Origin of the sequence: Pseudomonas sp. Irchel s3f10, assembly GCF_900187515.1 — a bacterium.
GTDB lineage: Bacteria > Pseudomonadota > Gammaproteobacteria > Pseudomonadales > Pseudomonadaceae > Aquipseudomonas > Aquipseudomonas tensinigenes.
Genome location: NZ_FYDZ01000024.1, coordinates 25615 through 51045, shown reverse-complemented (window position 1 = coordinate 51045; position 25431 = coordinate 25615). Strand labels below are relative to the sequence as shown.

The following is a 25431-nucleotide window of genomic DNA, read 5'->3' as shown; positions in this document are numbered from 1 at the left end:
TTCGACCAAAGAAGGATCGAGCAAAGCATCCAATCCCTCGATGGCGTTGGGGGTAGAGGCGATGTTGTGGGTCAGTTCCAGTGCCCGAGCGAGACGCATAAAAAAATCCGATGCCAGTACAGGCATCGGATTTTGATTTCTTGCGGCCAAAGGTCAAGCGAGAAGGCTTAACTGATCGGCATTAGGCTTTTGCCGGGTTTTTTTATGCCCGGACAAAACCCCGGACGATGATCGTTCCCACGCTGAGCGTGGGAACGATCAATAGCGTTTTTCTCACAATGAAAGCTGTCTGCCGCTGCTTGCCGCCATGCCACAGCGGGCTAACATCAAAAAGAGGAAAAAATGCTGCGAACCGCTCAAGTTGAGGGGCGAAACTACCGACATAGTACAAATTAGGGCTAATACTCCAGACAGCAGCATTTCGGACGAGACCACGGGCAAATCAACCCCGGTCTGATTGTCCCTTTGACTGCCAACACGGGATTGCCAATACTCATGGCAACTTGACGCTACCCGCACGGAACAAGGAATAACCCTTTGAAGCTGGAACTCAAGAACAGCTTGTCGGTGAAGTTGCTCCGGGTCGTGCTCCTGTCGGCATTGATCGTCGGCGTAGTCTTGAGCTGCGCGCAGATTGTTTTCGATGCTTACAAAACCCGTCAGGCGGTTGCTGGCGACGCCGAACGCATCCTCGACATGTTCCGCGACCCGTCGACCCAGGCCGTTTACAGCCTGGACCGGGAAATGGGCATGCAGGTGATCGAAGGCCTGTTCCAGGACGATGCCGTGCGTCAGGCCTCCATCGGCCATCCCAACGAAGCCATGCTCGCGCAGAAATCCCGCGACCTGCAGCAGTCCAACAGCCGCTGGCTGACCGACCTGATCCTCGGCCAGGAACGCACCTTCACCACGCAACTGGTGGGGCGTGGCCCGTACAGCGAGTATTACGGCGATTTGAGTATCACCCTCGACACCGCCACTTATGGCGAAGGGTTTATCGTCAGTTCGGTGATCATCTTTATTTCCGGGGTTTTGCGGGCACTGGCCATGGGGCTGGTGCTGTATCTGGTCTATCACTGGCTGCTGACCAAGCCGCTGTCGCGGATCATCGAGCACCTCACCGAGATCAATCCGGATCGCCCCAGCGAGCACAAGATTCCGCAGCTCAAGGGCCACGAAAAAAACGAACTGGGCATCTGGATCAGCACCGCCAACCAGTTACTCGAGTCAATCGAACGCAACACTCACCTGCGCCACGAAGCGGAAAACAGCCTGCTGCGCATGGCCCAATACGACTTCCTCACCGGCCTGCCGAATCGCCAGCAATTGCAGCAGCAACTGGACAAGATTCTGGTCGACGCCGGCAAGCTGCAACGGCGGGTCGCGGTGTTGTGCGTGGGGCTGGATGATTTCAAAGGCATCAACGAGCAATTCAGCTACCAGACCGGCGACCAATTGTTGCTGGCTCTGGCCGATCGCTTGCGTGCCCACAGTGGCCGCTTAGGCGCCCTCGCCCGCTTGGGCGGCGACCAGTTCGCGCTGGTGCAAGCCGACATCGAACAGCCTTATGAAGCAGCGGAACTGGCGCAGAGCATTCTCGATGATCTGGAAGCGGCGTTCGCCCTCGACCATCAGGAAATCCGCCTGCGCGCGACCATCGGCATCACCCTGTTCCCGGAGGACGGCGACAGCACCGAGAAGCTGTTGCAGAAAGCCGAGCAGACCATGACGCTGGCCAAGACCCGCTCGCGCAACCGCTATCAGTTCTACATCGCCAGCGTCGACAGCGAGATGCGTCGCCGCCGCGAGCTGGAAAAAGACCTGCGCGATGCCTTGCTGCGCGATCAGTTCTATCTCGTCTATCAACCGCAGATCAGCTACCGCGATCACCGCGTGGTCGGCGTCGAAGCGTTGATTCGCTGGCAACATCCGGAACACGGTCTGGTGCCGCCGGACCTGTTCATTCCGCTGGCCGAGCAGAACGGCACGATCATCGCCATCGGCGAATGGGTACTCGATCAGGCCTGCAAGCAATTGCGCGAATGGCACGATCAGGGTTTCGCCGACCTGCGCATGGCGGTCAATCTGTCCACCGTGCAACTGCACCACGCCGAGCTACCGCGCGTGGTCAATAACCTGCTGCAGATGTACCGCCTGCCACCGCGCAGTCTGGAACTGGAAGTCACCGAAACCGGCCTGATGGAAGACATCAGCACCGCCGCCCAGCACTTGCTGAGTCTGCGTCGTTCCGGCGCACTGATCGCCATCGACGACTTCGGCACTGGCTATTCATCGCTGAGTTATCTGAAAAGCCTGCCGCTGGACAAGATCAAGATCGACAAGAGCTTCGTGCAGGATCTGCTCGATGACGACGACGATGCGACCATCGTTCGCGCGATCATTCAACTGGGCAAGAGCCTCGGCATGCAGGTGATCGCCGAGGGCGTGGAAACCGCCGAGCAGGAAAGCTACATCATTTCCGAAGGCTGCCACGAAGGTCAGGGCTATCACTACAGCAAGCCGCTGCCGGCACGCGAGCTGGGTGCCTATCTCAAACAGGCACAACGCAGTAACGCGGCCATTCTCTAGAAGATCAAAAGATCGCAGCCTGCGGCAGCTCCTACATGAATCGCATTCCCCTGTAGGAGCTGTCGAGTGCAACGAGGCTGCGATCTTTTGATCGGTGCCATCACACCGGCGTAAATAAGAAATATTTCCAGCCACAACCCTTTACACATAATGCGAAAGATTTGCATTATGTCGCAGTTTTGCGCACCCCCAGCGCGAGTCCACTCAACTATCGAAGCAGGATGTTCGCCATGATTCGTATGCCTCTGGCTACCGCCAGTCTGCTGGCCATCGCTATTTCCCTCGCCGGTTGCGGCGAAGGCAAAGACAAGGCTGCCGCTCCGGCCGCACCGACGCCAGCCGCCAGCACCACCGCACCTGCGGCTGCTCCTGCCGCTGCCGGTAAAGTCGATGAAGCCGCCGCCAAGGCTGTGGTCGCGCACTACGCCGACGTAGTCTTCGCCGTTTACAGCGATGCCGAATCCACCGCGAAAACCCTGCAGACCGCCGTCGACGCCTTCCTCGCCAAGCCGAACGCCGACACCCTGAAAGCCGCCAAGGCTGCTTGGGTCGCCGCGCGCGTTCCGTACCTGCAGAGTGAAGTGTTCCGCTTCGGCAACACCATCATCGACGATTGGGAAGGTCAGGTTAACGCCTGGCCGCTGGACGAAGGTCTGATCGACTACGTCGACAAATCCTACGAGCACGCACTGGGTAACCCGGGTGCCACCGCCAACATCATCGCCAACACCGAAGTTCAGGTCGGCGAAGACAAGGTCGACGTCAAAGACATCACCCCGGAAAAACTCGCCAGCCTCAACGAGCTGGGCGGTTCCGAAGCCAACGTCGCCACCGGCTACCACGCCATCGAATTCCTGCTCTGGGGCCAGGACCTCAACGGTACCGGCCCTGGCGCTGGCAACCGTCCTGCCTCCGACTACCTGGAAGGCGCCGGCGCTACCGGCGGTCACAACGATCGTCGTCGTGCCTACCTGAAGTCCGTGACCCAACTGCTGGTCAGCGACCTCGAAGAAATGGTCGGTAACTGGAAGCCGAACGTGGCTGACAACTACCGCGCCACGCTGGAAGCCGAGCCGGGCGAAACCGGTCTGCGCAAAATGCTCTTCGGCATGGGCAGCCTGTCGCTGGGCGAACTGGCGGGCGAGCGCATGAAGGTTTCCCTCGAAGCCAACTCCCCTGAAGACGAGCAGGATTGCTTCAGCGACAACACGCACAACTCGCACTTCTACGATGCCAAAGGCATTCGTAATGTTTACCTGGGCGAGTACACCCGTGTTGACGGCACCAAAATGACCGGCGCCAGCCTGTCGTCGCTGGTGGCCAAGGCTGATCCAGCTGCCGACACCGCACTGAAAGCCGATCTGGCCGCTACCGAAGCCAAGATCCAGGTCATGGTCGATCACGCCAACAAGGGTGAGCACTACGACCAGTTGATCGCGGCGGGCAACACCGCTGGCAACCAGATCGTTCGTGACGCCATCGCCTCGCTGGTCAAGCAGACCGGTTCGATCGAAGCCGCTGCCGGCAAACTGGGCATCAGCGACCTGAATCCGGACAACGCTGATCACGAGTTCTGATCAACCGCGTCTGCATCAAAAAAGGCGACCTTCGGGTCGCCTTTTTCATGCCTGCCCTACACGGCCCACTGTAGGAGCTGCCGAAGGCTGCGATCTTTTGACTTTGCTTCTAAAAAAGACAGATCAAAAGATCGCAGCCTTCGGCAGCTCCTACAGGGGTTTTGCATTGCTCTTCAGATTTGCGCTGTATCAAGCAAACGATAATTCCTCTTATTCAATCATCCCGGCCCTGTTAGACTTTGCGCCTTTGTTTTTGCACCTCTAGCAGGATGTCTGATGCCCTCGCTGCCTCTTCGCTTGTCCGCACTGTGTCTGGCCCTGGGCCTGAGTGCCTGCGATGACGCCCCGCGTTTCACCAAGGCCGAGCCCGGTGAAGCCCGTTCGGGCGGTGCAGCGACCGTGCGCAAGACCGATCAGAACGCGTTTTCCCTGCCCTCGGCCAACCTGCCGCCATCGCGACGGGTGGATTTCAGTGTCGGCAACAGCTTCTTCCGCAGCCCATGGGTGATCGCGCCGTCGACCACGACCGCACGCGATGGTCTCGGCCCGTTGTTCAACACCAACGCCTGTCAGGGCTGCCATATCAAGGACGGTCGCGGCCATCCGCCGCCACCGGATGCGCCTAACGCAGTGTCCATGCTCGTGCGCCTGTCGATTCCCAACACGCCGGAATTCGCCAAAGTCATCGAGCAGGTCGGCGTAGTGCCGGAGCCGGTGTACGGCGGCCAGTTCCAGGACATGGCGGTGCCCGGTGTCGTACCGGAAGGCAAAGTCCGCGTTGACTACACGCCAGTGCCGATTCGTTTCAAGGACGGCACCGAAATCGAACTACGCAAACCGGTCTTGCAGATCACCCAGCTCGGCTACGGCCCGATGCACCCGGACACGCGTTTTTCCGCACGGGTTGCACCGCCGATGATTGGCCTGGGCCTGCTTGAAGCGATTCCCGAAGAAGCAATCCTCGCCAACGCTGCCGCACAGGCCAAAGACAACAAAGGCATCAATGGCCGCCCCAATCAGGTCTGGGATGACGTGTTGCAAAAGACCGTCATGGGCAGATTCGGCTGGAAAGCCGGCCAACCGAACCTCAATCAACAAAATGTTCATGCGTTTTCTGGTGATATGGGCCTCACGACCAGCCTGCGTCCCTTCGATGACTGCAGCGACGCGCAAACCGCCTGCAAACAAGCGCCAAACGGTAATGGCCCGGACGGCGAGCCGGAAGTCAGCGATAACATCCTGCGTCTGGTGTTGTTCTATAGCCGCAACCTCGCCGTGCCCGCACGCCGTGGCATCAACGATGCAGAAGTGCTGGCCGGCAAGAACCTGTTTTTCCAGGCCGGTTGCGATTCCTGCCACACGCCGAAATACACCACCGCCGCCAACGCCGCCGAACCTGAACTGGCCAATCAAGTGATTCGCCCGTACAGCGATCTGCTGCTGCACGACATGGGCGACGGTCTGGCCGACAACCGCACGGAATTCCAGGCCTCCGGCCGCGACTGGCGCACGCCGCCGTTGTGGGGGATTGGCCTGACGCAAGCGGTCAGTGGCCACACCCAGTTTTTGCACGACGGTCGCGCACGTAATTTGCTCGAAGCGGTGCTCTGGCACGGCGGCGAAGCGCAAGCCGCACAGCAACAGGTTTTGTCATTCAATGCCGAGCAGCGTGCCGCGCTGCTGGCGTTTTTGAACTCACTTTAAACACTGATAAAGAATCGGGAGCCCGACATGTTCCGTCCCAAGCTACTGTTCACCAGCCTTGCCGCGCTCGCCCTCGGCGCCTGCTCGCCGCAGGATCCGCAAGCGGTCACCTCGGCGGCCATCGCCAAATCGGTGATCCTGCCGACCTACACCCGTTGGGTCGAGGCCGACAAGCAACTGGCGGTCAGCGCCCTCGCCTACTGCCAGGGCAAAGAAACCCTGGAAACCGCCCGTGCCGACTTCCTCCACGCACAGAAAGCCTGGGCTGAGCTGCAACCGCTGCTGATCGGTCCATTGGCCGAGGGCAACCGTTCGTGGCAGGTGCAGTTCTGGCCGGACAAGAAAAACCTCGTCGGCCGTCAGGTCGAGCAACTGGTGGTCGCCCAGCCGCAGATCGATGCCGCCGCTTTGGCCAAATCCAGTGTGGTCGTGCAAGGCCTGTCGGCCTATGAATACATCCTCTTCGACGCCAAGCCTGACGTGGCCAATGCCGAACAGAAAGCCAAGTACTGCCCGCTGCTGATCGCCATCGGCGAGCGCCAGAAGCAACTGGCCGAAGAGATTCTGCAGAACTGGAACAACACCGACGGCATGCTCGCGCAGATGACCAAGTTCCCCAACCAGCGCTACGCCGACTCCCACGAAGCGATCGCCGATCTGCTACGTGTGCAAGTCACCGCACTGGACACCCTGAAGAAAAAACTCGGCACGCCAATGGGCCGACAGAGCAAGGGCGTGCCACAGCCGTTCCAGGCCGACGCCTGGCGCAGCCAGTCCTCGCTGACCGCACTGGAAGCCAGCCTCGCGGCGGCGAAAACCGTGTGGGAAGGCGTCGACAACAAAGGTCTGCGCGGTCTGTTGCCGGCTGAGCAAAAGCCACTGGCCGACAAGATCGATGCCGCTTATGCCGCGTCGCTGAAACTGTTCGACAGCACCCAGCGCTCGCTCGGCGAAATGCTTGAAGACGACGCCGGTCGTCAGCAACTCAACGACATCTACGACAGCCTCAACGTCGTCCATCGCCTGCACGAAGGCGAACTGGCCAAGGCGCTGGGCATCCAACTGGGCTTCAACGCCAACGACGGTGACTGATGAGGGCAAGTGCCATGCTGCGACGTCAGGTTCTGACTTTAGGTAGTGCACTGCTGGGAGCAGTGACGCTGGGCGGCTGGACGCTGTTCAAACGCAAGGATCAGAGCCCGCTGTTGCTGTCGGCGCGCGACGACACTGACGGCAAGCACTACGCCGTCGGCTATCGGCTCGATGGCACCCGGGTGTTCGCCACCGAAGTCGGCCAGCGTTGCCACGACATCATCAATCACCCGACGCAGCCAATCGCGCTGTTTGTCGCACGTCGCCCGGGCACCGAAAGCTACCTGATCGACCTGCGCGACGGTAAGTTGCTGCAGACGGTGAGGTCGCAGCCGAACCGGCACTTCTACGGCCACGCCGTGGTGCACAAGGACGGCGAATACCTGTACGCCACCGAGAACGACACCACCGATCCCGGTCGTGGTTTGCTCGGTGTGTACAAGTTCGAAGGCGAACGACTGGTGCACAGCGGCGAGATTTCCACCCACGGCCTCGGCCCGCATCAGGTGTCGTGGATGCCTGATGGCGAGACGCTGGTGGTGGCCAATGGCGGGATTCGTACCGAAGCGGAAAGCCGCGTCGACATGAACCTCAACGCCATGGAGCCGAGCCTGGTGCTGATGCAGCGCGATGGCACCCTGCTGAGCAAGGAAACCCTCGCCCAGCAGATGAACAGCGTGCGCCATCTGGGCATCGCCAGCGACGGCACCATCGTTGCCGGTCAGCAATTCATGGGCGCCTCGCATGAGCGCTCGGAGCTGTTGGCAATCAAGCGTCCGGGGCAGCCGTTCGTGGCGTTCCCGGTGCCGGAGCATCAGTTGCAGTCGATGGGGCATTACACCGCCAGCGTCGCGGTGCACAGCGATTTGCGTCTGGTCGCGCTGACGGCGCCGCGTGGCAACCGCTTCTTTATCTGGGATCTGGACAGTGGCGAGGTGCGCCTCGATGCACCATTGCCTGATTGCGCTGGCGTCGGTGCGGTGAAGGACGGTTTTGTCGTGACCTCCGGGCAAGGACGTTGCCGTTACTACGATTGCCGTCAGGATGAGCTGCTGGCCAAGCCGCTGGAATTGCCGGCGGGGCTCTGGGACAACCATCTGCACTTGATGGCGTAAAACAGCCTTAAAAGATCGCAGCCTGCGGCAGCTCCTACATTGGAATGCACTCCCCTGTAAGAGCTGCCGCAGGCTGCGATCTTTTTGCGCCCCCCTGTAAGAACTGCCAGTTGGAATCCCCCCTCCACTCGGAGTAATGTGCCCGCCTGTCTCACCTGATTTATCCAAGGAACTGGAAATATGCTGCGTCGCCGCATGCTGATCATGTTGGGTGTTGTTTTGCTGATCGTCCTGGTGCTGGGCGGGTACAAAGCCTTTTCGATCTACACGATGATCCAGGGCTTCTCCAAGCCGAAACCGCCGATCAGCGTCGCCGTGGCCAACGCCAGCGAGCAACCGTGGCAGCTGCGCCTGCCGACCGTCGGCACGCTCAAGGCGCTGCAAGGTGTCGAGCTGAGCCTGGAAGTCGCCGGCACCGTCACCGAACTCAAGTTCGAATCCGGACAGAAGGTCAAGGCCGGGCAACCTTTGCTGCAACTCGACAGCGCCGTCGAGACCGCCCTGCTGGAAACCGCCAAGGCTGATCTGGGTCTGGCGCAACTGGACTTCGGTCGTGGCAGCCAACTGGTCGACAGCCGTGCCATTTCCAAAGGCGAGTACGACCGACTCTCGGCGGTTCTGCAAAAGAACAAAGCCACGGTCAATCAGCTCAATGCCTCGCTGGCGAAAAAACGCATCCTCGCGCCGTTCAGCGGCACCATCGGCATCCGCCAGGTCGACGTCGGCGACTACCTCGCTAGCGGCAGCAAAATCGCCACGCTGCAGGACCTGAGCAGTCTCTACGCTGACTTCTATCTGCCCGAGCAATCGGTGCCGAAACTGGCCATCGGTCAACCGGTGCAAATCTCGGTCTCCGCTTACCCCGGGCAAAACTTCGCCGGCAAGATCAGCGCGATCAACCCGATCGTCGAAAGCACCACGCGCAACATTCTGATCCGCGCCACCCTGGCCAACCCCGACGGCAAACTGTTGCCGGGCATGTTCACCAGCCTTGAAGTGCTGCTGCCCGACCCGCAAAAACACATCGTGGTACCGGAAAGCGCAATCACCTACACCCTCTACGGCAACTCGGTCTACGTGGTCGGGCAGAAGAAAGCCGAGGACGGCAGCGTCGAAAAGGATGACAAGGGCCAACCGGTGCTGATCGCCGAACGTCGCTTCATCGAAACCGGTGAACGCCGCGATGGCCTGGTGATGATCAACAAGGGCGTGCAGAACGGCGAACAAGTGGTGACGGCCGGCCAGATCAAACTGGACAACGGCGCCCACATTGCCATCAGCGACGACAAGACCCTCGGCGAGCAGAACAGTCCGCCCCGCGCCGACTGATCAAGGAATCCCCATGGCTTTTACTGATCCGTTCATCCGCCGCCCGGTGCTCGCCACTGTGGTCAGCCTGTTGATTGTGTTGCTCGGCTTTCAGGCCTGGAGCAAGTTGCCGCTGCGCCAATACCCGCAAATGGAAAACGCCCTGATCACGGTGACCACCGCTTACCCCGGGGCCAACGCCGAAACCATTCAGGGCTACATCACCCAGCCGATGCAGCAGAGTCTGGCCAGCGCCGAGGGCATCGACTACATGACCTCGGTCAGTCGGCAGAACTTCTCGGTGATTTCGATCTACGCGCGCATCGGTTCCAACACCGACCGTTTGTTCACCGAATTGCTGGCCAAGGCCAACGAGGTGAAAAACAAGTTGCCGCAGGACGCCGAAGACCCGGTGCTGAGCAAGGAATCGGCCGATGCCTCGGCGCTGATGTACATCAGCTTCTTCAGCAAGGACTTGAGCAACCCGCAGATCACCGATTACCTGTCCCGGGTAATCCAGCCAAAACTGGCAACGCTGCCGGGCATGGCCGAAGCGGAGATTCTCGGCAATCAGGTGTTCGCCATGCGCCTGTGGCTCGACCCGGTAAAACTCGCCGGTTTCGGCCTCAGCGCCGCCGACGTGACCAATGCGGTGCGCCAGTACAACTTCCTCTCCGCTGCCGGCGAAGTGAAAGGCGAGTACGTGGTCACCAGCATCAACGCCAACACCGAACTGAAATCCGCTGAAGCCTTCGCGGCGATTCCGCTCAAGGTCAGTGGCGACAGCCGCGTGCTGCTCAGCGACGTCGCGCGGGTGGAAATGGGTGCGGAAAACTACGACTCGATCAGCTCGTTCGGCGGCACGCCGTCGGTGTACATCGGCATCAAGGCCACCCCGGGCGCCAACCCGCTGGACGTGATCAAGGAAGTGCGCAAGCTGATGCCCGAGCTGGAAGCACAGCTACCGCCGAACCTGAAAAGCGAGATCGCTTACGACGCCACGCTATTTATTCAAGCCTCCATCGACGAAGTGGTGAAAACCCTGTTCGAAGCGGTGCTGATCGTCATCGTCGTGGTGTTCCTGTTCCTCGGTGCATTGCGTTCGGTGGTGATCCCGGTGGTGACCATTCCGCTGTCGATGATCGGCGTGATGTTCTTCATGCAGATGATGGGCTACTCGATGAATCTGCTGACGCTGCTGGCGATGGTGCTGGCCATCGGTCTGGTGGTCGACGATGCGATTGTCGTGGTGGAGAACATCCACCGACACATCGAGGAAGGCAAAACCCCGTTCGATGCAGCGCTGGAAGGCGCACGGGAAATCGCCATGCCGGTGGTCTCGATGACCATCACCCTGGCGGCGGTATATGCGCCGATCGGTTTCCTCACCGGGCTGACCGGGGCGCTGTTCAAGGAGTTTGCCCTGACCCTGGCTGGCGCGGTGGTGATTTCCGGGATCGTCGCCCTGACCCTGTCGCCGATGATGTGCGCATTTTTGCTGCGTCACGAGGAAAACCCCAGCGGCTTGGCGCATCGCCTCGACCGTATCTTCGACGGCCTCAAGCGCCGCTATCAGAGCATGCTGCACGGCACGCTGAACACACGGCCGGTGGTGCTGGTATTCGCGGTGATCGTGTTGTGCCTGATCCCGGTGTTCCTCAAGTTCACCAAATCGGAGCTGGCCCCGGACGAAGATCAAGGCATCATTTTCATGATGGCCACTGCGCCGCAGCCAACCAACCTTGATTACCTGAGCACCTACACCGAGGAATTCATCAAGATCTTCAAAGAGTTTCCGGAGTACTACTCCTCGTTCCAGATCAACGGCTACAACGGTGTGCAGGCGGGGATCGGCGGCTTCCTGCTCAAGCCGTGGAACGAGCGCAGCCGCACGCAAATGCAGATTCTCCCCGAGGTGCAGGGCAAACTGGAGGGCATACCGGGCCTGCAGATTTTCGGCTTCAACCTGCCCTCCCTGCCCGGCACTGGTGAAGGCTTGCCGTTCGAGTTCGTGGTCAACACCGCCAACGACTATGAACTGCTGCTGCAAGTGGCTGACCGGATCAAGAAACGTGCGATGGAGTCGGGCAAGTTCGCCTTCGTCGATCTTGATCTGGCGTTCGACAAACCCGAGGTGGTGGTCGATATCGACCGCGCCAAAGCGGCGCAGATGGGCGTGTCGATGCTCGATCTGGGCAGCACGCTGGCAACGCTGCTGGGCGAGGCGGAAATCAACCGTTTCACCATTGATGGGCGCAGCTACAAGGTCATTGCCCAGGTCGAGCGCCCCTATCGCGATAACCCGGACTGGCTGAACAACTACTACGTGAAAAACACTCAGGGCGAGTTATTGCCGCTGTCGACGCTGATCAAGGTCAGCGACCGCGCACGACCGCGCCAGCTCAATCAGTTCCAGCAACTTAACGCGGCGAAGATTTCCGGTTTCCCGTTGGTCAGCATGGGTGAAGCTATCGACACCGTATTGCAGATTGCCCGCGAAGAAGCGCCGGCCGGTTTTGCCTTCGACTACGGCGGCGCCTCACGCCAGTTTGTGCAGGAAGGCAGCGCGTTGTGGGTGACGTTTGCCCTGGCCCTGGCGATTATCTTTCTGGTGCTGGCGGCGCAGTTCGAGAGCTTCCGCGATCCGCTGGTGATTCTGGTGACGGTGCCGTTGTCGATCTGCGGGGCGCTGATTCCGTTGTTCCTTGGCTGGTCGAGCATGAACATCTACACCCAGGTCGGGCTGGTGACGCTGATCGGTCTGATCAGTAAACACGGGATCCTGATCGTCGAGTTCGCCAACCAGTTGCGCAAGGACAAAGGCCTGACGGCGCGTGAAGCCGTGGAGGAAGCGGCGGCAATTCGCTTGCGGCCGGTGCTGATGACCACGGCGGCGATGGTGTTTGGCATGGTGCCGTTGATTCTGGCAACGGGGGCGGGGGCGGTGAGCCGTTTTGATATCGGTATGGTGATTGCCACGGGGATGTCGATTGGCACGTTGTTTACGCTGTTTGTGCTGCCGTGTGTTTACACCCTGCTGGCGAAACCCGATTCCAAACCAACCGCGTAACCCCTGTAGGAGTGAGCCTGCTCGCGATAGCGGTGGATCAGTCGCCTTAAATACTGACTGACACACCGCTATCGCGAGCAGGCTCACTCCTACAAGGGATCTGTGTCGTCGCGGGCATAAAAAAAGGCCTCGCATCTGCGAGGCCTTTTATGTGGGCTTCAATCGGTTCAACTTTGCGGCCTCATCCCTTGAGAAAGTCCGAACATGAACAACAACAGATCATGATCGGGTTGGGTCGCCACGGAGGCTTTCGCCACCCGTGGGACTGCGCAGTGGGCGTCGTCTACAGACGCGCCAACCACCTGCATGCGAGGCTGCTCCCAGGCAGCCACCGCCAATGACGCAACTGCCAAGGCTCCAACCAAAAACAAACCTCGTGCAATTTCTAGTTTCATCGCTATAAACCTTTGATAGCGCTGCCAAACGCCGTCTCATAAAAGTAGACGAGTTTCTTCCAGTCCGCGTCGCGGAACGACGAGTGGCGGCGCAATTGCTTCATGTCATGGGAGGCAGCGCGATAGGCGGTCAGACGCTGGCGGCATTTCTCCAGATCGATCAAAGCGACCTCGACCTTGGCCGACTCGCCTTCACCGGTCACCCGCACAAACACGTGCTTGATGTAGATGCAGCTGTGCTGCCAACGGCCCTTGTGCATGCGCGCCAGGTTCTCGGCGAGGTCCTTGAGCACACGCTCATACACCCCGTCGCCACACTGATCGCGACCGCCGGCCGCCGCCAGCCAATGTTCCAGTTCCTGGAAACCGTCGAGGGATTTGGTGACCAGCAGTGCACGCCATTTGTGCTGCGGATCAGGCTGGGCGCCGCAGAAAACGATTTCCGGCACGCGCACACCGAGCTTGCTCACGCCGGTCAGTGCGTCGAGTTCGCGCAATACGGTCGGACGGCCGAACGGATGCAACCAACTGCGGTAGATATGTCCGGTCTGACGCTTGGCGTACAGCAGTTGTCCGTCGCGCCCAACGATACGTTGCACACCGCTTTCACCACCCCGGCGCACGTTGGGCTCTTCTACCCATTCACCGCGCTGACTCCAGTAGTAGTCGAAGCGGTCTTGCGGAGCGACTTCCGTTCCCGCTGCAAATTGCACTGCCATCCTGTTACCTCTTGCGTAATACGTAAACTCGCCACATGGCATAGAGCGGAATAAAGTCCAGTTGTTCCTGAATTCGAAAACCTGCCTCCTCGAACTCCTTTTCGACCGTAGCGGCCGGTAACACAAAGCGATTCTGATACTCGCGTTTGTCACGGTTGCGCTCGGCACGCTGGCGTTTCCAGGCCTTGAAATTGCCGTCAACCCACAGCGAAACAATCACACTGTCCCGGGTCACGCGCTCGAATTCGCGCAGAATCGCCCGGCGGTGCTCGGCTTCACCGATGTGATGAAGCAGACGCATGCAGAAGATGCTGTCGACGGCATTATCCGGCAAGGCAATGTCGAACGCAGATGTGTGCAAGGGTTGTACCCGTTTCACCACATCGGCCGGTTGCGCTTGCATGGCCGTCTTGATCATCGACTCGGAATTGTCCGCACCGATGATCACCCGGTTGGCCTTTTCGCCCAGCAATGGCCAGAACCGCCCTGCACCGCAAGGCAGATCCAGCACCAGCCCCGGCTCGCCGACCAACGCCAGCGCCTTGCGAGCCAGTTGTTCATCACGCCAGTGAGAGAGCCGACGTCCAAGGCTTTCCTTGTGCTTGCGCAGATATTTCTGCGCGTGCTGATCGTCGTACTTCTCGGAAAAATCGAGTTTGATTGGGCCGGCCATCACCAGGACTCCTGAATTGCTGATGGCACCACCTTAGGGAGCGGCGTGTCAGCGTCAGGTCATCCATTTGTGAAAAAAATGTCAGGTAAACAGACAAATTATTACAGCGTTATACAGGATTCAGACAGGTTAGAGGGAGTAGCCTTGCGCCACCCCCTGCGTCAGATTTTGCCAAGATCCACTTCGAAGCGGCAGCCATTCGGTTCCATCGTGCTCAAACTGACGGTCCAGCCCTGGTTCTCGCAGATCCGCTGCACCAGCGACAACCCCAGCCCCAGACCTTCGCCGCGCTTTTCGCTGCCACGCACGAAAGGCTCGAACATGGCTTCGCGCTTTTCTTCCGGGATGCCGACGCCGGAGTCTTCGACCGCGAAGCCGTTGGCAGTGAGTGTCAGGCGAATGAAACCGCTTTCGGTGTAATGCAGCGCGTTGCGCAACAGGTTGCCCATCACGGCATTCAACAGGGTCGCGTTGTAGCGAATGTCTGATGGACTGCCCGGTTCGAAGACCAGTTCCAAGCCCTTGCTCTCGATCGGCCCGCGCCACAGACACAACAGATTTTCGGCGACTTGCGAGAGGTTTTGCTGAAGTGCCATGCCGGCATCTTCATGCTGGGCGCGCGCCAGCATCAGGAAGGTTTGCACCAACTCGCGCATTTCCTCACTGGCGCGAGCAATACGCTCGACCTGGGAGCGACCACGCTGGTCGATCCCCGGGTTTTCCAGCAGCAGCTCGCAGGAACTGGCCAGCACCATCAGCGGCGTGCGCAATTCATGGCTGACGTCGCTGGTGAACAAACGCTCGCGTGTCAGCGCCTGACGCAGGCGCCCCAATGTGGCATCGAAGGCCACCGCCAGCTCGCCGACTTCGTCAGCCGCATAATCCGGCGCCAGCGGTGGCGCCAGCCCCAGCAACTGGTCGCGGTGGCGCACCTGCCGGGCCAGACGCACCACCGGCGCCATCACCTTGCGCGCCAGTACCCAGCCGAGGAAGACCGCCAGTGCCAGGCTGAGCACGAACCCCACCAGCACCACGGCAAACAGGACACGCTCGCGCTCTTCGAAATCGCTTTGATCCTGCAGCAATACGTAACGTCGACCGTCGACGATTTCGACCATCGCGTGATACGACAGCTGCTCGCGAAACACTTCATGGAAACCTGAGTCGAGGTGGCGCAGATCCTTGGGCAACTCGAAATCGCCCGGTCCGCCGCTGAAATAGAACAACTGATCCGGCTCCGGACGGTGGCTCCAGTCCGAAACGTTGTCCATCAGCAGCAAACGCTGCAAATCACCGCCCAGCCCTGCCGAAATCAGCTTTTCTTCGACAAGGTGCACGGTCGCGACAATGCCCATGGCAAAGGCACCGGCGACCAGGGCGCTCATCAAGGCAAAGGCAATAATGATCCGCTGGGATAGGCTTTGCTTAAACTCCATTACACATCGGCCAGCCGGTAACCCACGCCGTGCACGGTGTGCAGCAATGGTTTGGTGAACGGTTTGTCGATCACCTGACGCAATTGGTGAACGTGACTGCGCAGGCTGTCGCTGTCCGGGCAATCATCACCCCACAACGCCTCTTCGAGAATTTCCCGACGCAGCACGTGCGGGCTCTTCTGCATCAACACCGCCAGCAATTTGAGGCCGACCGGGTTGAGCTTCAGCAGTTTGCCGTCGCGGGTCACTTCCAGCGTGTCGAGGTCGTAGCTCAGATCGGCGACCTGCAACGCACGGCGGCCGCCACCCTGGGCACGGCGCATCACCGCTTCGACCCGCGCGGCCAGCTCGGACAAGGCAAATGGCTTGATCAGATAATCATCAGCCCCGGACTTGAACCCCTGCAGACGATCGTCGAGCTGATCACGAGCAGTGAGCATGATCACCGGCGTATCGCGGCGGGCATCTTCACGCAGGCGTTTGCACAGGGTGTAGCCGTCGATGCCCGGCAACATGATGTCGAGCACGATCAGGTCGTAATGCTCGGTGGCGGCCAGATGCAGACCCGACAGACCGTCCTGGGCGCAATCGACGGTATAGCCTTTGAGGCCCAGATAATCGGCCAGATTGGCCAGGATGTCGCGGTTGTCTTCGACCAACAGAATTCGCATGGGCACCTCCTCCGTACGGGGTAACGGCCTACTTGGCCCGCGCAGCTTACGGCCAAGTGTGGCTCAGGGCTAGGCGTGTGTCGGGTTGTTTAGCGATAAAAATGCTCATTGCGCACGCCAACGTTTTTTTCACTTTCGGTTAACAAATCGGCGACGCCCGCACGCGCAGACTCCGCGCGATTGCGCTCCTCAGAACATACTTACCGACCAAGGAATTGCCCATGGCGTCGACTTCTGCCCGTCCCGTTTCCAGGCCACTGAATTTCTGGTTGTGTCTGGGAATACCCGCCGTCGCGGCGATCATTCTGGTACTGCTCGAATTGACCGAGCTGGACATGTATCTGGCCCGCCTGTTCTACGACCCGGTTGCCGGCGACTTTATCGGGCGGCACAGTTTTTTTCTTGAAGACATCCTTCACGATCGCGCCAAGCAGGTAGTGATCGCGTTCTCGGTGTTTGCCATCCTCGGTTTTATCGGCGCGTTTTTCCTCGACAGACTAAAACCGTTCAAGCGTGAGCTGGGCTGTCTGGTGCTGTCGCTGGGCCTGGCGACCTCGTTTGTCACTCCGGTCAAAGCCGTGACTGCGGTGCAATGCCCGTGGAGCCTGGAGCAATTCGGTGGCCATGAAACCTATAGCAAGTTGATGGAGCATCGCCCACAGACCGACAAACCCGGGCGTTGCTGGCCGGGTGGTCATGCGGCGACAGGGTTTACTTTGTTTGCGTTGTTCTTTGTCCTGCGTGACCGGCGGCCGCGTCTGGCCAGACAGGCGTTTATCTTTGCCTTTGCATTGGGTTCGGTGTTCTCGATCAGCCGGATGATGCAGGGCGCACACTTCTTCTCGCACAACGTGTGGACGGCGATTTTCTGCTGGCTGATTTGCCTGGGGTCGTATTACTGGGTGCTGTATCGCCCGGCGGTGAAAACCGAGGCCGTGGTCAAGGCACAGCCCATCAGCGCCTGAAACACGGTCCAATGTAGGAGTGAGCCTGCTCGCGATAGCGGTATGTCATTCAACATGATTGCGACTGACAGACCGCTATCGCGAGCAGGCTCACTCCTACAAGAGTTTGGGGGTGACGCTGATATTTGGGCAATAAAAAACCCCGCTGACTTTCGCCAGCGGGGTTTTGCGTTACAGGGACAAGGCTGGCTTACATCATGCCGCCCATGCCACCCATGCCGCCCATGTCTGGCATGCCGCCGCCAGCGCCGCCGTCTTTCTTCGGCGCGTCAGCTACTGCCGCTTCGGTGGTCAGGAGCAGACCACCGATCGAAGCTGCAGCTTGCAGAGCGGAACGAGTCACCTTGGTAGGATCCAGGATGCCCATTTCGATCATGTCGCCGTATTCGCCAGTCGCAGCGTTGTAACCGTAGTTACCGCCGCCCTGCTTGACCTTGTCGACCACAACGCTTGGCTCGTCACCGGAGTTGGCAACGATCTGACGCAGCGGCGCTTCAACAGCGCGACGCAGCACAGCGATACCAACGTTCTGATCAGCATTGTCGCCTTTCAGTTCGGTCAGGGCTTCCAGAGCACGGATCAGCGCAACGCCACCGCCAGGCACCACGCCTTCTTCAACGGCTGCACGGGTTGCGTGCAGCGCGTCTTCAACGCGGGCTTTCTTCTCTTTCATTTCAACTTCGGAACCAGCGCCAACCTTGATCACTGCAACGCCGCCGGACAGCTTGGCCAGACGCTCTTGCAGTTTTTCACGGTCGTAGTCCGAGGAAGTTTCGGCAACCTGAGCACGGATCTGAGCGATACGCGCTTCGATGTCGGTTGCTACGCCAGCACCGTCAACGATGATGGTGGTTTCCTTGGAGATGGTCACGCGCTTGGCGCTACCGAGGTTTTCCAGGGTAGCGGCTTCCAGGCTCAGGCCGATCTCTTCGGAGATAACGGTACCGCCGGTCAGAACAGCGATGTCCTGCAGCATGGCCTTGCGACGGTCGCCGAAGCCTGGCGCCTTGACGGCGGCGACTTTAACGATGCCACGCATGTTGTTCACAACCAGCGTCGCCAGGGCTTCGCCTTCAACGTCTTCGGAAACGATCAGCAGTGGACGGCCGGCTTTGGCAACGGCTTCCAGTACTGGCAGCATTTCGCGGATGTTCGAGATCTTTTTGTCGACCAGCAGAACCAGTGGGCTCTCCAGTTCGGCAACCATGGTCTCAGGCTTGTTGACGAAGTACGGGGACAGGTAGCCACGGTCGAACTGCATGCCTTCTACAACCGACAGTTCGTTTTCCAGGCCAGTGCCTTCTTCAACGGTGATCACGCCTTCTTTACCGACTTTTTCCATGGCTTCGGCAATGATTTCGCCGATGGAGCTGTCGGAGTTGGCCGAGATGGTACCGACCTGAGCGATTGCCTTGGTGTCAGCGCATGGCTTGGAGAGCTTTTTCAGCTCGGCAACAACGGCGATGGTCGCCTTGTCGATGCCGCGCTTCAGGTCCATCGGGTTCATGCCGGCGGCAACGGCTTTGTAGCCTTCGTTGACGATCGACTGAGCCAGAACGGTAGCGGTGGTAGTACCGTCACCAGCGTCATCGTTGGCACGGGAGGCAACGTCTTTGACCAGCTGCGCGCCCATGTTTTCGAAGCGATCTTCGAGTTCGATTTCTTTGGCGACGGAAACGCCGTCCTTGGTGATGGTCGGAGCGCCGAAGCTCTTCTCGATGATCACGTTACGGCCTTTCGGGCCCAGGGTCGCTTTTACTGCGTCAGCCAGGACGTTGACGCCCTTGAGCATTTTTTTACGGGCGGAATCGCCAAACAGAACGTCTTTAGCAGCCATGATCGATATTCCTTAAATACTTTGTAGTAGCGGGAAAATGAACGGGGGTATCAGCCTTCGATAACAGCGAGGATTTCGTTCTCGCTCATTACCAGCAGGTCTTCGCCGTCGACTTTCACTGTGTTGCTGCCGGAGTAAGGACCGAACACAACCTTGTCGCCTTCTTTAACGGACAGTGCGCGCACTTCGCCGTTTTCCAGAGCTTTGCCCGGGCCTACAGCGAGAATCACACCGTGGTTGGCTTTTTCAGCAGCCGAACCTGGCAGGACGATACCGCCAGCGGTTTTCTTTTCTTCTTCGCTGCGACGGATTACGACGCGGTCATGCAGAGGACGAAGCTTCATTGTCGATCTCTCCTAATTGTGGTTTTCATCGGCCGGTGTAGTCCCGGCGGGTTTAACAAATCCGGCCTTCGCCGGGTGCGCCTCGTCGAGCGAGACGCGGAAGTCTGACTGGCGCACATGCCAGAAACCTTGCGGTGACCGTTACATAAGGGCGCATAAGCTTATTACAAGGGCGAACGCAGAAAATTTTTCATCGCAGCGCCCAAACGCTACCCACATAAAACCCCGGCACCCAAGGGTGCCGTGTCGATCACATGTCACTTGGTGTCGCGGTGTTCGAACTCGCCTTCAATCACGTTGGGCTCACGGCCCAGCGTTTCGCGTGGGGCAGGTCCGCCGCGTGGTTGCAGATCGTCAGCGAACGCACGCTGGCGCATCGCCTGATCTTCGGCGCGCTGGCGCATTTTATTGGCCAGCAGTCGACGGGTGAACGGCAGCAGCATCACCAGACCGACCACGTCGCTGATGAAGCCCGGCAGAATCAACAAGCCACCGGCCAGTGCCAGCATCAGGCCTTCAAGCATGGTTTGCGCTGGCAGTTCGCCGCGGTTCAGGCTTTCACGGGCACGCAGGGCCGTGGCCAGACCGGCGACGCGCAGCACGAACACGCCGAACATCGAGCCGAGAATGATCAGCAGCAGGGCCGGGAAAAACCCGATAGCCCCTGCCACTTTGACGAATACGAACAGCTCCAGCACCGGAAACAGCAGAAAGAGCAACAAAAAAGGGCGCATCTAACTTTCCTCAACGCAAGAAATGCCTTGCAGTAAGCCTTAGATGACGTCGCCCTTTCGTGAATTCAAGCTTCGGCCACTGCATTTTTTGGCCAGACCTGTGCGTGAGCCAATGAAACCAAGGCTTCGCGCACTTGTGTCGGCGTATGACAAGGGGCTTGAAACGGTAGCCAGTACAGCGCCTGACCGATGCGCAGGTGCATGCCTTCGCTGTCGATCCCGGCCAGTTGCGCCGGTACGCTTTTCGGCAGACCGGCGAGGTCGACGTAGTGCGCGATGGCTTTGGCGTGGTCGCTATTCATGTGCTCGACCATGCTGACTTCAGCCTTGCCGGCGAACGGGTTGGCCAAGGTCAGTTGATCGACCCAGTGAATCGCGCCAAAACCGCCGATGTAGCGATGACGCACCGGGTTCAACACCCAGAAGTCGAAATCGTGGGCCTTGTGGTAGTTCTGCGAATCGGGGAAATAACGGTAGTAACGCTCGGCGGCGGCTTCGATCGCGGCAACGTCTTCGAGCTTTTGCGCCTCGGCCAGATAGGTCAGGCGACCAACGGCTTGCACGTCATCGGCCTCACGTTCGCCCACCAACATCGAGCATTTCGGGTCTTTTTGCAGGTTGTGGGTGTGCTGGGCGATGCGGCTGATAAGGATCAGCGGGCGGCCCTGCTCGTCCAGGCAGTAAGGCACCACGGAGCCAAAGGGAAAACCGGGCATCGATTTGGAGTGGGTCGACAGCACTCCACGGTATTCCTTGAGAAGCAATTCTCGGGCATTCTTCGCCACTTCAACGCTCAATTTATGACTCCTTAAATAGGATCCGTCGAAAAAACGGACAGGCGCCCGGGATCAAGTCCCAGTCACGCCAGCGGGCAATTCTCATGTGCAACCCAGCCACGGCCGGTGCAGATCGGGAGTCGCTGAAAACAAAAACTACTCAGACCGGCTATCGGGGCATGCGAATGCAACTCAACGACAAAGTAATCATTATCACTGGCGGTTGCCAGGGTTTGGGCCGTTCGATGGCCGAGTATTTCGCCGGCAAAGGCGCGAAGCTGGCGTTGGTCGACCTCAATCAGGAAAAACTCGACGACACGGTCGCGGCCTGCAAGGCCAAGGGCGTCGAGGCGCGCAGCTATCTGTGCAACGTGGCCAATGAAGAACAGGTCGAGCACATGGTCGCTCAGGTCGCCGCCGATTTCGGTGCCATTCATGGCCTGATCAACAACGCCGGGATCCTGCGCGATGGCCTGCTGCTCAAGGTCAAGGACGGCGAAATGACCAAGATGAGCCTGGCACAGTGGCAGGCCGTGATCGACGTCAACCTGACTGGCGTGTTCCTCTGCACCCGTGAAGTGGCGGCGAAAATGGTCGAGCTGAAGAACAGCGGCGCGATCATCAACATCTCGTCGATCTCGCGTGCCGGTAACGTTGGCCAGACCAACTATTCCGCGGCCAAGGCCGGTGTTGCCGCAGCCACGGTGACTTGGGCCAAGGAACTGGCGCGTTATGGCATTCGTGTAGCGGGGATTGCACCGGGTTTCATCGAAACCGAGATGACCCTGGGCATGAAACCGGAAGCGCTGGAGAAGATGACCTCGGGGATTCCGCTCAAGCGCATGGGCAAGCCGGAAGAGATTGCGCATTCGGCGGCGTATATCTTCGAAAACGACTACTACACCGGGCGTATTCTGGAGATGGATGGCGGCTTGCGCATCTAACTGCCAACACAAAACAAATGTAGGAGTGAGCCTGCTCGCGATTGCGGTCATTCATTCAACAAATCTGTTGAATGTTATTCCGCTATCGCGAGCAGGCTCACTCCTACAGGGTTATCGGTGTTGCTGATTGATCAATCGTCGCTGATGGTGATATTCGGCATCGCCGGCGTCGCCGCCTCCTGCAACACAATCCGCGCGCCGACGTGGCGGGCCAGTTCCTGATAAACCATGGCAATCTGGCTGTCCGGCTCGGCGATCACCGTTGGCTTGCCGCCATCAGCCTGCTCGCGGATCAGCATTGACAGGGGCAGCGACGCCAGCAGCTCTACGCCGTATTGGGTCGCGAGTTTCTCACCACCGCCCTCACCGAACAGATGCTCGGCATGCCCGCAGTTCGAGCAGATGTGCACGGCCATGTTTTCCACCACGCCCAACACCGGAATGTTGACCTTGCGGAACATTTCCACGCCTTTGCGCGCATCCAGCAACGCCAGATCCTGCGGAGTGGTGACAATCACCGCGCCGGCCACCGGGACTTTTTGCGCCAACGTCAGCTGAATGTCACCGGTGCCTGGCGGCATGTCGATGACCAGATAATCGAGATCGCCCCACGCGGTTTGCGTGACCAGTTGCAGTAACGCGCCCGAGACCATCGGCCCGCGCCAGACCATCGGCGTGTTGTCGTCGGTCAGGAACGCCATCGACATGACTTCAACGCCATGCGCCTTGAGTGGCACGAACCACTTCTGATCCTTGACCTCCGGGCGGGTGCGCTCGGGGATGCCGAACATGATGCCTTGGCTCGGGCCGTAGATATCGGCGTCGAGAATCCCGACTTTGGCGCCTTCGCGGGCCAGGGCCAGCGCGAGGTTGGCGGCGGTGGTCGACTTGCCCACACCGCCCTTGCCCGAGGCCACGGCGACCACGTTCTTGACGTTGGCCAGCCCTGGAATCTGCGCCTGCGCCTTGTGCGCAGCGATAACACTGTTCACTTCAACCTTGGCGATCACCACGCCGTCGAGGTTTTCGATGGCCAGTTGCAGCAGTTGCGCCCAGCCGCTCTTGAACAGACCGGCGGCGTAACCGATTTCCAACTGCACGTTGACGCGGTCACCGACGATCTCGATGTGCTTCACGCAACCGGCGCTGACCGGATCCTGGTTCAGATAAGGGTCGGTGTATTGGCTGAGGACGGCTTCCACCGCTGCGCGAGTGACGGCGCTCATGGGCAACTCCGATAACAAGACTGGGAAAAGATGGCGGGTATCCTACCCCTTCTATCCTCCGGACGGCACGCCCGGCAACGATTTGCAGGGGTGAAATATCTTGCCCGGCGCTTTATAGTGGCCGACCTCCGTTTCATCAAGTAGCGAAGCCCCACATGTCCGAACCACGCAAGATCCTCGTCACCAGCGCCCTGCCCTACGCCAACGGTTCGATTCACCTTGGCCATATGCTGGAATATATCCAGACCGATATGTGGGTGCGCTTCCAGAAGCATCGCGGCAATCAATGCATTTACGTCTGCGCCGACGACGCCCACGGTTCGGCGATCATGCTGCGCGCGGAAAAGGAAGGCATCACCCCGGAACAACTGATCGCCAATGTGCAGGCTGAACACAGCGCCGACTTTGCCGAGTTTCTGGTCGATTTCGACAACTTCCACTCCACTCACGCCGAAGAAAACCGTGAGCTGTCGAGCCAGATCTATCTCAAGCTGCGTGACGCCGGGCACATCGCCCAGCGCTCGATTACCCAGTACTTCGACCCGGAAAAGAAAATGTTCCTGGCCGACCGCTTCATCAAGGGCACCTGCCCGAAATGCGGCACTGAAGACCAGTACGGCGACAACTGCGAAAAGTGCGGTGCGACCTACGCCCCGACCGACCTGAAGGATCCGAAGTCGGCTATCTCTGGCGCCACCCCGGTGCTCAAGGATTCCCAGCACTTTTTCTTCAAGCTGCCAGACTTCCAGCAAATGCTGCAGACCTGGACCCGCAGCGGCACCCTGCAAGACGCCGTCGCCAACAAGATCGCCGAATGGCTGGACGCCGGCCTGCAACAGTGGGACATCTCCCGCGATGCGCCGTACTTCGGTTTCGAGATCCCGGGCGAGCCGGGCAAGTATTTCTACGTGTGGCTGGACGCGCCAATCGGCTACATGGCCAGCTTCAAGAACCTTTGCGACCGCACGCCGGATCTGGATTTCGACGCGTTCTGGGCCAAGGATTCCACCGCCGAGCTGTACCACTTCATCGGCAAGGACATCGTCAACTTCCACGCGCTGTTCTGGCCAGCGATGCTTGAAGGCGCCGGCTACCGCAAGCCGACCGGCATCAACGTACACGGCTACCTGACCGTCAACGGCCAGAAAATGTCCAAGTCGCGCGGCACCTTCATCAAGGCCCGTACGTATCTGGATCACCTGTCGCCGGAATACCTGCGCTACTACTACGCGGCCAAACTCGGTCGTGGCGTCGATGACCTCGACCTGAACCTCGAAGACTTCGTGCAGAAGGTCAACTCCGACCTGGTCGGCAAAGTGGTCAACATCGCCAGCCGTTGCGCCGGCTTCATTCAAAAAGGCAACGCCGGCCTGCTGGTCGGCACCAATGCCGCGCCAGAACTGACCGAAGCGTTCCTCGCTGCCGCGCCAAGCATTGCCGATGCTTATGAAGCCCGCGACTTTGCCCGTGCCATGCGTGAAACCATGGCCCTCGCCGACCGCGCCAACGCCTGGATCGCCGACAAGGCACCGTGGTCGCTGAACAAGCAGGAAGGCAAACAGGATGAAGTCCAGGCGATCTGCGCCACCGCCATCAATCTGTTCCGCCAACTGGTGATCTTCCTCAAACCGGTGCTGCCGCTGCTGGCCGCCGATGCCGAGGCGTTCCTCAATGTCGCCCCGCTGACCTGGAACGACCACACCACGCTGCTGGCCAACCACCAGTTGAACGAATTCAAGCCGTTGATGACCCGCATCGACCCGGTAAAAGTGCAAGCCATGAGCGACGCCTCGAAAGAAGACCTCACCGCCAGCCAGACCGACACCGGTGCTGCTGCGCCTGCCGGCAACGGCGAACTGGCCAAGGATCCACTGTCGCCGGAAATCGACTTCGACGCTTTCGCCGCGATCGACCTGCGCGTCGCGCTGATCGTCAAGGCCGAACACGTTGAGGGTGCCGACAAGCTGCTGCGCCTGACACTGGATATCGGTGACGAGCAACGCAACGTGTTCTCGGGGATCAAGAGCGCCTACCCGGATCCGTCCAAACTCGATGGTCGCCTGACCATGATGATCGCCAACCTCAAGCCACGGAAAATGAAGTTCGGTATCTCCGAAGGCATGGTGATGGCGGCCGGCCCTGGCGGTGAAGAAATCTACCTGCTGAGCCCGGACAGCGGTGCCAAGCCGGGTCAACGCATCAAGTAAGCGACTGTTGCAGATCGATCCCACCGGCGTGCCTCGCATGTCGGTGGGA

The 25431-nt window shown here is 59.6% G+C and carries 20 protein-coding genes; 10 read left to right on the top strand and 10 right to left on the bottom strand.

Annotated elements, in window-relative coordinates; translation table 11 throughout:
• The first annotated feature begins 537 nt into the window (after positions 1-537).
• The 7 genes from CKW17_RS28890 to CKW17_RS28860 all read left to right on the top strand — a co-directional run bounded on the left by CKW17_RS28890 (position 538) and on the right by CKW17_RS28860 (position 12455).
• A complete protein-coding gene (locus CKW17_RS28890) occupies positions 538-2589 on the top strand; it encodes a bifunctional diguanylate cyclase/phosphodiesterase (protein ID WP_095123311.1) in 2052 nt (683 codons plus the stop codon).
• A gap of 230 nt (positions 2590-2819) precedes the next feature.
• The gene (locus CKW17_RS28885; RefSeq protein ID WP_095123313.1) at positions 2820-4166 is read left to right on the top strand and encodes an imelysin family protein; all 1347 of its coding nucleotides are present in this window, start codon (positions 2820-2822) and stop codon (positions 4164-4166) included.
• A 276-nt stretch (positions 4167-4442) separates the two neighbouring features.
• Positions 4443-5870 (top strand): di-heme oxidoredictase family protein, encoded by a 1428-nt coding sequence (locus tag CKW17_RS28880; RefSeq protein WP_095123309.1) that lies wholly within the window; start codon positions 4443-4445, stop codon positions 5868-5870.
• A gap of 27 nt (positions 5871-5897) precedes the next feature.
• Positions 5898-6962 (top strand): imelysin family protein, encoded by a 1065-nt coding sequence (locus tag CKW17_RS28875; RefSeq protein WP_007916589.1) that lies wholly within the window; start codon positions 5898-5900, stop codon positions 6960-6962.
• Between the two features lie 14 nt (positions 6963-6976).
• Positions 6977-8077, top strand: coding sequence for a DUF1513 domain-containing protein (locus CKW17_RS28870; protein ID WP_095123307.1), 1101 nt, complete (start codon positions 6977-6979; stop codon positions 8075-8077).
• Between the two features lie 180 nt (positions 8078-8257).
• Positions 8258-9406 carry an efflux RND transporter periplasmic adaptor subunit gene (locus CKW17_RS28865; RefSeq protein WP_095123305.1) on the top strand — a complete coding sequence of 383 codons (1149 nt, stop codon included), beginning with the start codon at positions 8258-8260 and terminating at the stop codon, positions 9404-9406.
• A 13-nt stretch (positions 9407-9419) separates the two neighbouring features.
• On the top strand, positions 9420-12455 hold the full coding sequence (locus tag CKW17_RS28860) for a multidrug efflux RND transporter permease subunit (protein ID WP_095123303.1): 3036 nt from the start codon (positions 9420-9422) through the stop codon (positions 12453-12455).
• Positions 12456-12622: 167 nt separating this feature from the next.
• Here the strand turns inward: CKW17_RS28860 and CKW17_RS28855 are convergent, their stop codons facing one another.
• The 5 genes from CKW17_RS28855 to colR all read right to left on the bottom strand — a co-directional run bounded on the left by CKW17_RS28855 (position 12623) and on the right by colR (position 16349).
• Positions 12623-12850 (bottom strand): hypothetical protein, encoded by a 228-nt coding sequence (locus CKW17_RS28855; RefSeq protein ID WP_038369054.1) that lies wholly within the window; start codon positions 12848-12850, stop codon positions 12623-12625.
• A 2-nt stretch (positions 12851-12852) separates the two neighbouring features.
• The gene (locus tag CKW17_RS28850) at positions 12853-13569 is read right to left on the bottom strand and encodes a lipopolysaccharide kinase InaA family protein (RefSeq protein WP_095123301.1); all 717 of its coding nucleotides are present in this window, start codon (positions 13567-13569) and stop codon (positions 12853-12855) included.
• A 4-nt stretch (positions 13570-13573) separates the two neighbouring features.
• Positions 13574-14242, bottom strand: coding sequence for a class I SAM-dependent methyltransferase (locus CKW17_RS28845; RefSeq protein WP_095123299.1), 669 nt, complete (start codon positions 14240-14242; stop codon positions 13574-13576).
• Positions 14243-14403: 161 nt separating this feature from the next.
• Entirely contained in the window at positions 14404-15678 is a 1275-nt protein-coding gene (locus CKW17_RS28840; RefSeq protein ID WP_095123296.1) for a HAMP domain-containing sensor histidine kinase, read from the bottom strand.
• Positions 15678-16349, bottom strand: a complete 672-nt coding sequence (gene colR / locus CKW17_RS28835; RefSeq protein WP_095123294.1) for a two-component system response regulator ColR — start codon at positions 16347-16349, stop codon at positions 15678-15680. Before colR ends, CKW17_RS28840 begins: the two co-directional genes overlap by 1 nt.
• A gap of 221 nt (positions 16350-16570) precedes the next feature.
• Between colR and CKW17_RS28830 the strand changes: the two genes are divergently transcribed.
• Complete coding sequence (locus CKW17_RS28830; protein WP_095123292.1) at positions 16571-17314, top strand: phosphatase PAP2 family protein; 744 nt, start codon at positions 16571-16573, stop codon at positions 17312-17314.
• A 190-nt stretch (positions 17315-17504) separates the two neighbouring features.
• Here CKW17_RS28830 and groL read toward each other — a convergent pair whose 3' ends face one another.
• The 4 genes from groL to CKW17_RS28810 form a co-directional block, all read right to left on the bottom strand.
• The gene (gene groL, locus CKW17_RS28825) at positions 17505-19151 is read right to left on the bottom strand and encodes a chaperonin GroEL (RefSeq protein ID WP_095123290.1); all 1647 of its coding nucleotides are present in this window, start codon (positions 19149-19151) and stop codon (positions 17505-17507) included.
• 50 nt (positions 19152-19201) lie between these two features.
• Positions 19202-19495 (bottom strand): co-chaperone GroES, encoded by a 294-nt coding sequence (locus CKW17_RS28820; protein ID WP_007916610.1) that lies wholly within the window; start codon positions 19493-19495, stop codon positions 19202-19204.
• 257 nt (positions 19496-19752) lie between these two features.
• Entirely contained in the window at positions 19753-20229 is a 477-nt protein-coding gene (locus CKW17_RS28815) for an FxsA family protein (RefSeq protein ID WP_095123288.1), read from the bottom strand.
• A gap of 65 nt (positions 20230-20294) precedes the next feature.
• Positions 20295-21026, bottom strand: a complete 732-nt coding sequence (locus CKW17_RS28810) for a HugZ family protein (protein WP_095123286.1) — start codon at positions 21024-21026, stop codon at positions 20295-20297.
• A gap of 164 nt (positions 21027-21190) precedes the next feature.
• Here CKW17_RS28810 and CKW17_RS28805 point away from each other — a divergent pair, with 164 nt between their 5' ends.
• Complete coding sequence (locus tag CKW17_RS28805; RefSeq protein WP_095123284.1) at positions 21191-21949, top strand: SDR family oxidoreductase; 759 nt, start codon at positions 21191-21193, stop codon at positions 21947-21949.
• Between the two features lie 131 nt (positions 21950-22080).
• Here CKW17_RS28805 and apbC read toward each other — a convergent pair whose 3' ends face one another.
• Positions 22081-23175 carry an iron-sulfur cluster carrier protein ApbC gene (gene apbC / locus CKW17_RS28800; RefSeq protein WP_095123282.1) on the bottom strand — a complete coding sequence of 365 codons (1095 nt, stop codon included), beginning with the start codon at positions 23173-23175 and terminating at the stop codon, positions 22081-22083.
• 155 nt (positions 23176-23330) lie between these two features.
• Here apbC and metG point away from each other — a divergent pair, with 155 nt between their 5' ends.
• The gene (metG, locus tag CKW17_RS28795; protein WP_095123279.1) at positions 23331-25382 is read left to right on the top strand and encodes a methionine--tRNA ligase; all 2052 of its coding nucleotides are present in this window, start codon (positions 23331-23333) and stop codon (positions 25380-25382) included.
• Positions 25383-25431 lie beyond the last annotated feature (49 nt).

Bases quoted from the DNA above. Each gene is read 5' to 3' on its own strand.
- CKW17_RS28840 (WP_095123296.1), bottom strand. From the start codon at position 15,678: ATGGAGTTTAAGCAAAGCCTATCCCAGCGGATCATTATTGCCTTTGCC.
- CKW17_RS28880 (WP_095123309.1), top strand. From the start codon at position 4,443: ATGCCCTCGCTGCCTCTTCGCTTGTCCGCACTGTGTCTGGCCCTGGGC.
- groL (WP_095123290.1), bottom strand. From the start codon at position 19,151: ATGGCTGCTAAAGACGTTCTGTTTGGCGATTCCGCCCGTAAAAAAATG.
- CKW17_RS28860 (WP_095123303.1), top strand. From the start codon at position 9,420: ATGGCTTTTACTGATCCGTTCATCCGCCGCCCGGTGCTCGCCACTGTG.
- CKW17_RS28870 (WP_095123307.1), top strand. From the start codon at position 6,977: ATGCTGCGACGTCAGGTTCTGACTTTAGGTAGTGCACTGCTGGGAGCA.
- apbC (WP_095123282.1), bottom strand. From the start codon at position 23,175: ATGAGCGCCGTCACTCGCGCAGCGGTGGAAGCCGTCCTCAGCCAATAC.
- CKW17_RS28875 (WP_007916589.1), top strand. From the start codon at position 5,898: ATGTTCCGTCCCAAGCTACTGTTCACCAGCCTTGCCGCGCTCGCCCTC.
- CKW17_RS28815 (WP_095123288.1), bottom strand. From the start codon at position 20,229: ATGCGCCCTTTTTTGTTGCTCTTTCTGCTGTTTCCGGTGCTGGAGCTG.
- CKW17_RS28830 (WP_095123292.1), top strand. From the start codon at position 16,571: ATGGCGTCGACTTCTGCCCGTCCCGTTTCCAGGCCACTGAATTTCTGG.
- CKW17_RS28805 (WP_095123284.1), top strand. From the start codon at position 21,191: ATGCAACTCAACGACAAAGTAATCATTATCACTGGCGGTTGCCAGGGT.
- CKW17_RS28885 (WP_095123313.1), top strand. From the start codon at position 2,820: ATGATTCGTATGCCTCTGGCTACCGCCAGTCTGCTGGCCATCGCTATT.
- CKW17_RS28850 (WP_095123301.1), bottom strand. From the start codon at position 13,569: ATGGCAGTGCAATTTGCAGCGGGAACGGAAGTCGCTCCGCAAGACCGC.
- CKW17_RS28820 (WP_007916610.1), bottom strand. From the start codon at position 19,495: ATGAAGCTTCGTCCTCTGCATGACCGCGTCGTAATCCGTCGCAGCGAA.
- CKW17_RS28845 (WP_095123299.1), bottom strand. From the start codon at position 14,242: ATGGCCGGCCCAATCAAACTCGATTTTTCCGAGAAGTACGACGATCAG.
- CKW17_RS28865 (WP_095123305.1), top strand. From the start codon at position 8,258: ATGCTGCGTCGCCGCATGCTGATCATGTTGGGTGTTGTTTTGCTGATC.
- metG (WP_095123279.1), top strand. From the start codon at position 23,331: ATGTCCGAACCACGCAAGATCCTCGTCACCAGCGCCCTGCCCTACGCC.
- colR (WP_095123294.1), bottom strand. From the start codon at position 16,349: ATGCGAATTCTGTTGGTCGAAGACAACCGCGACATCCTGGCCAATCTG.
- CKW17_RS28855 (WP_038369054.1), bottom strand. From the start codon at position 12,850: ATGAAACTAGAAATTGCACGAGGTTTGTTTTTGGTTGGAGCCTTGGCA.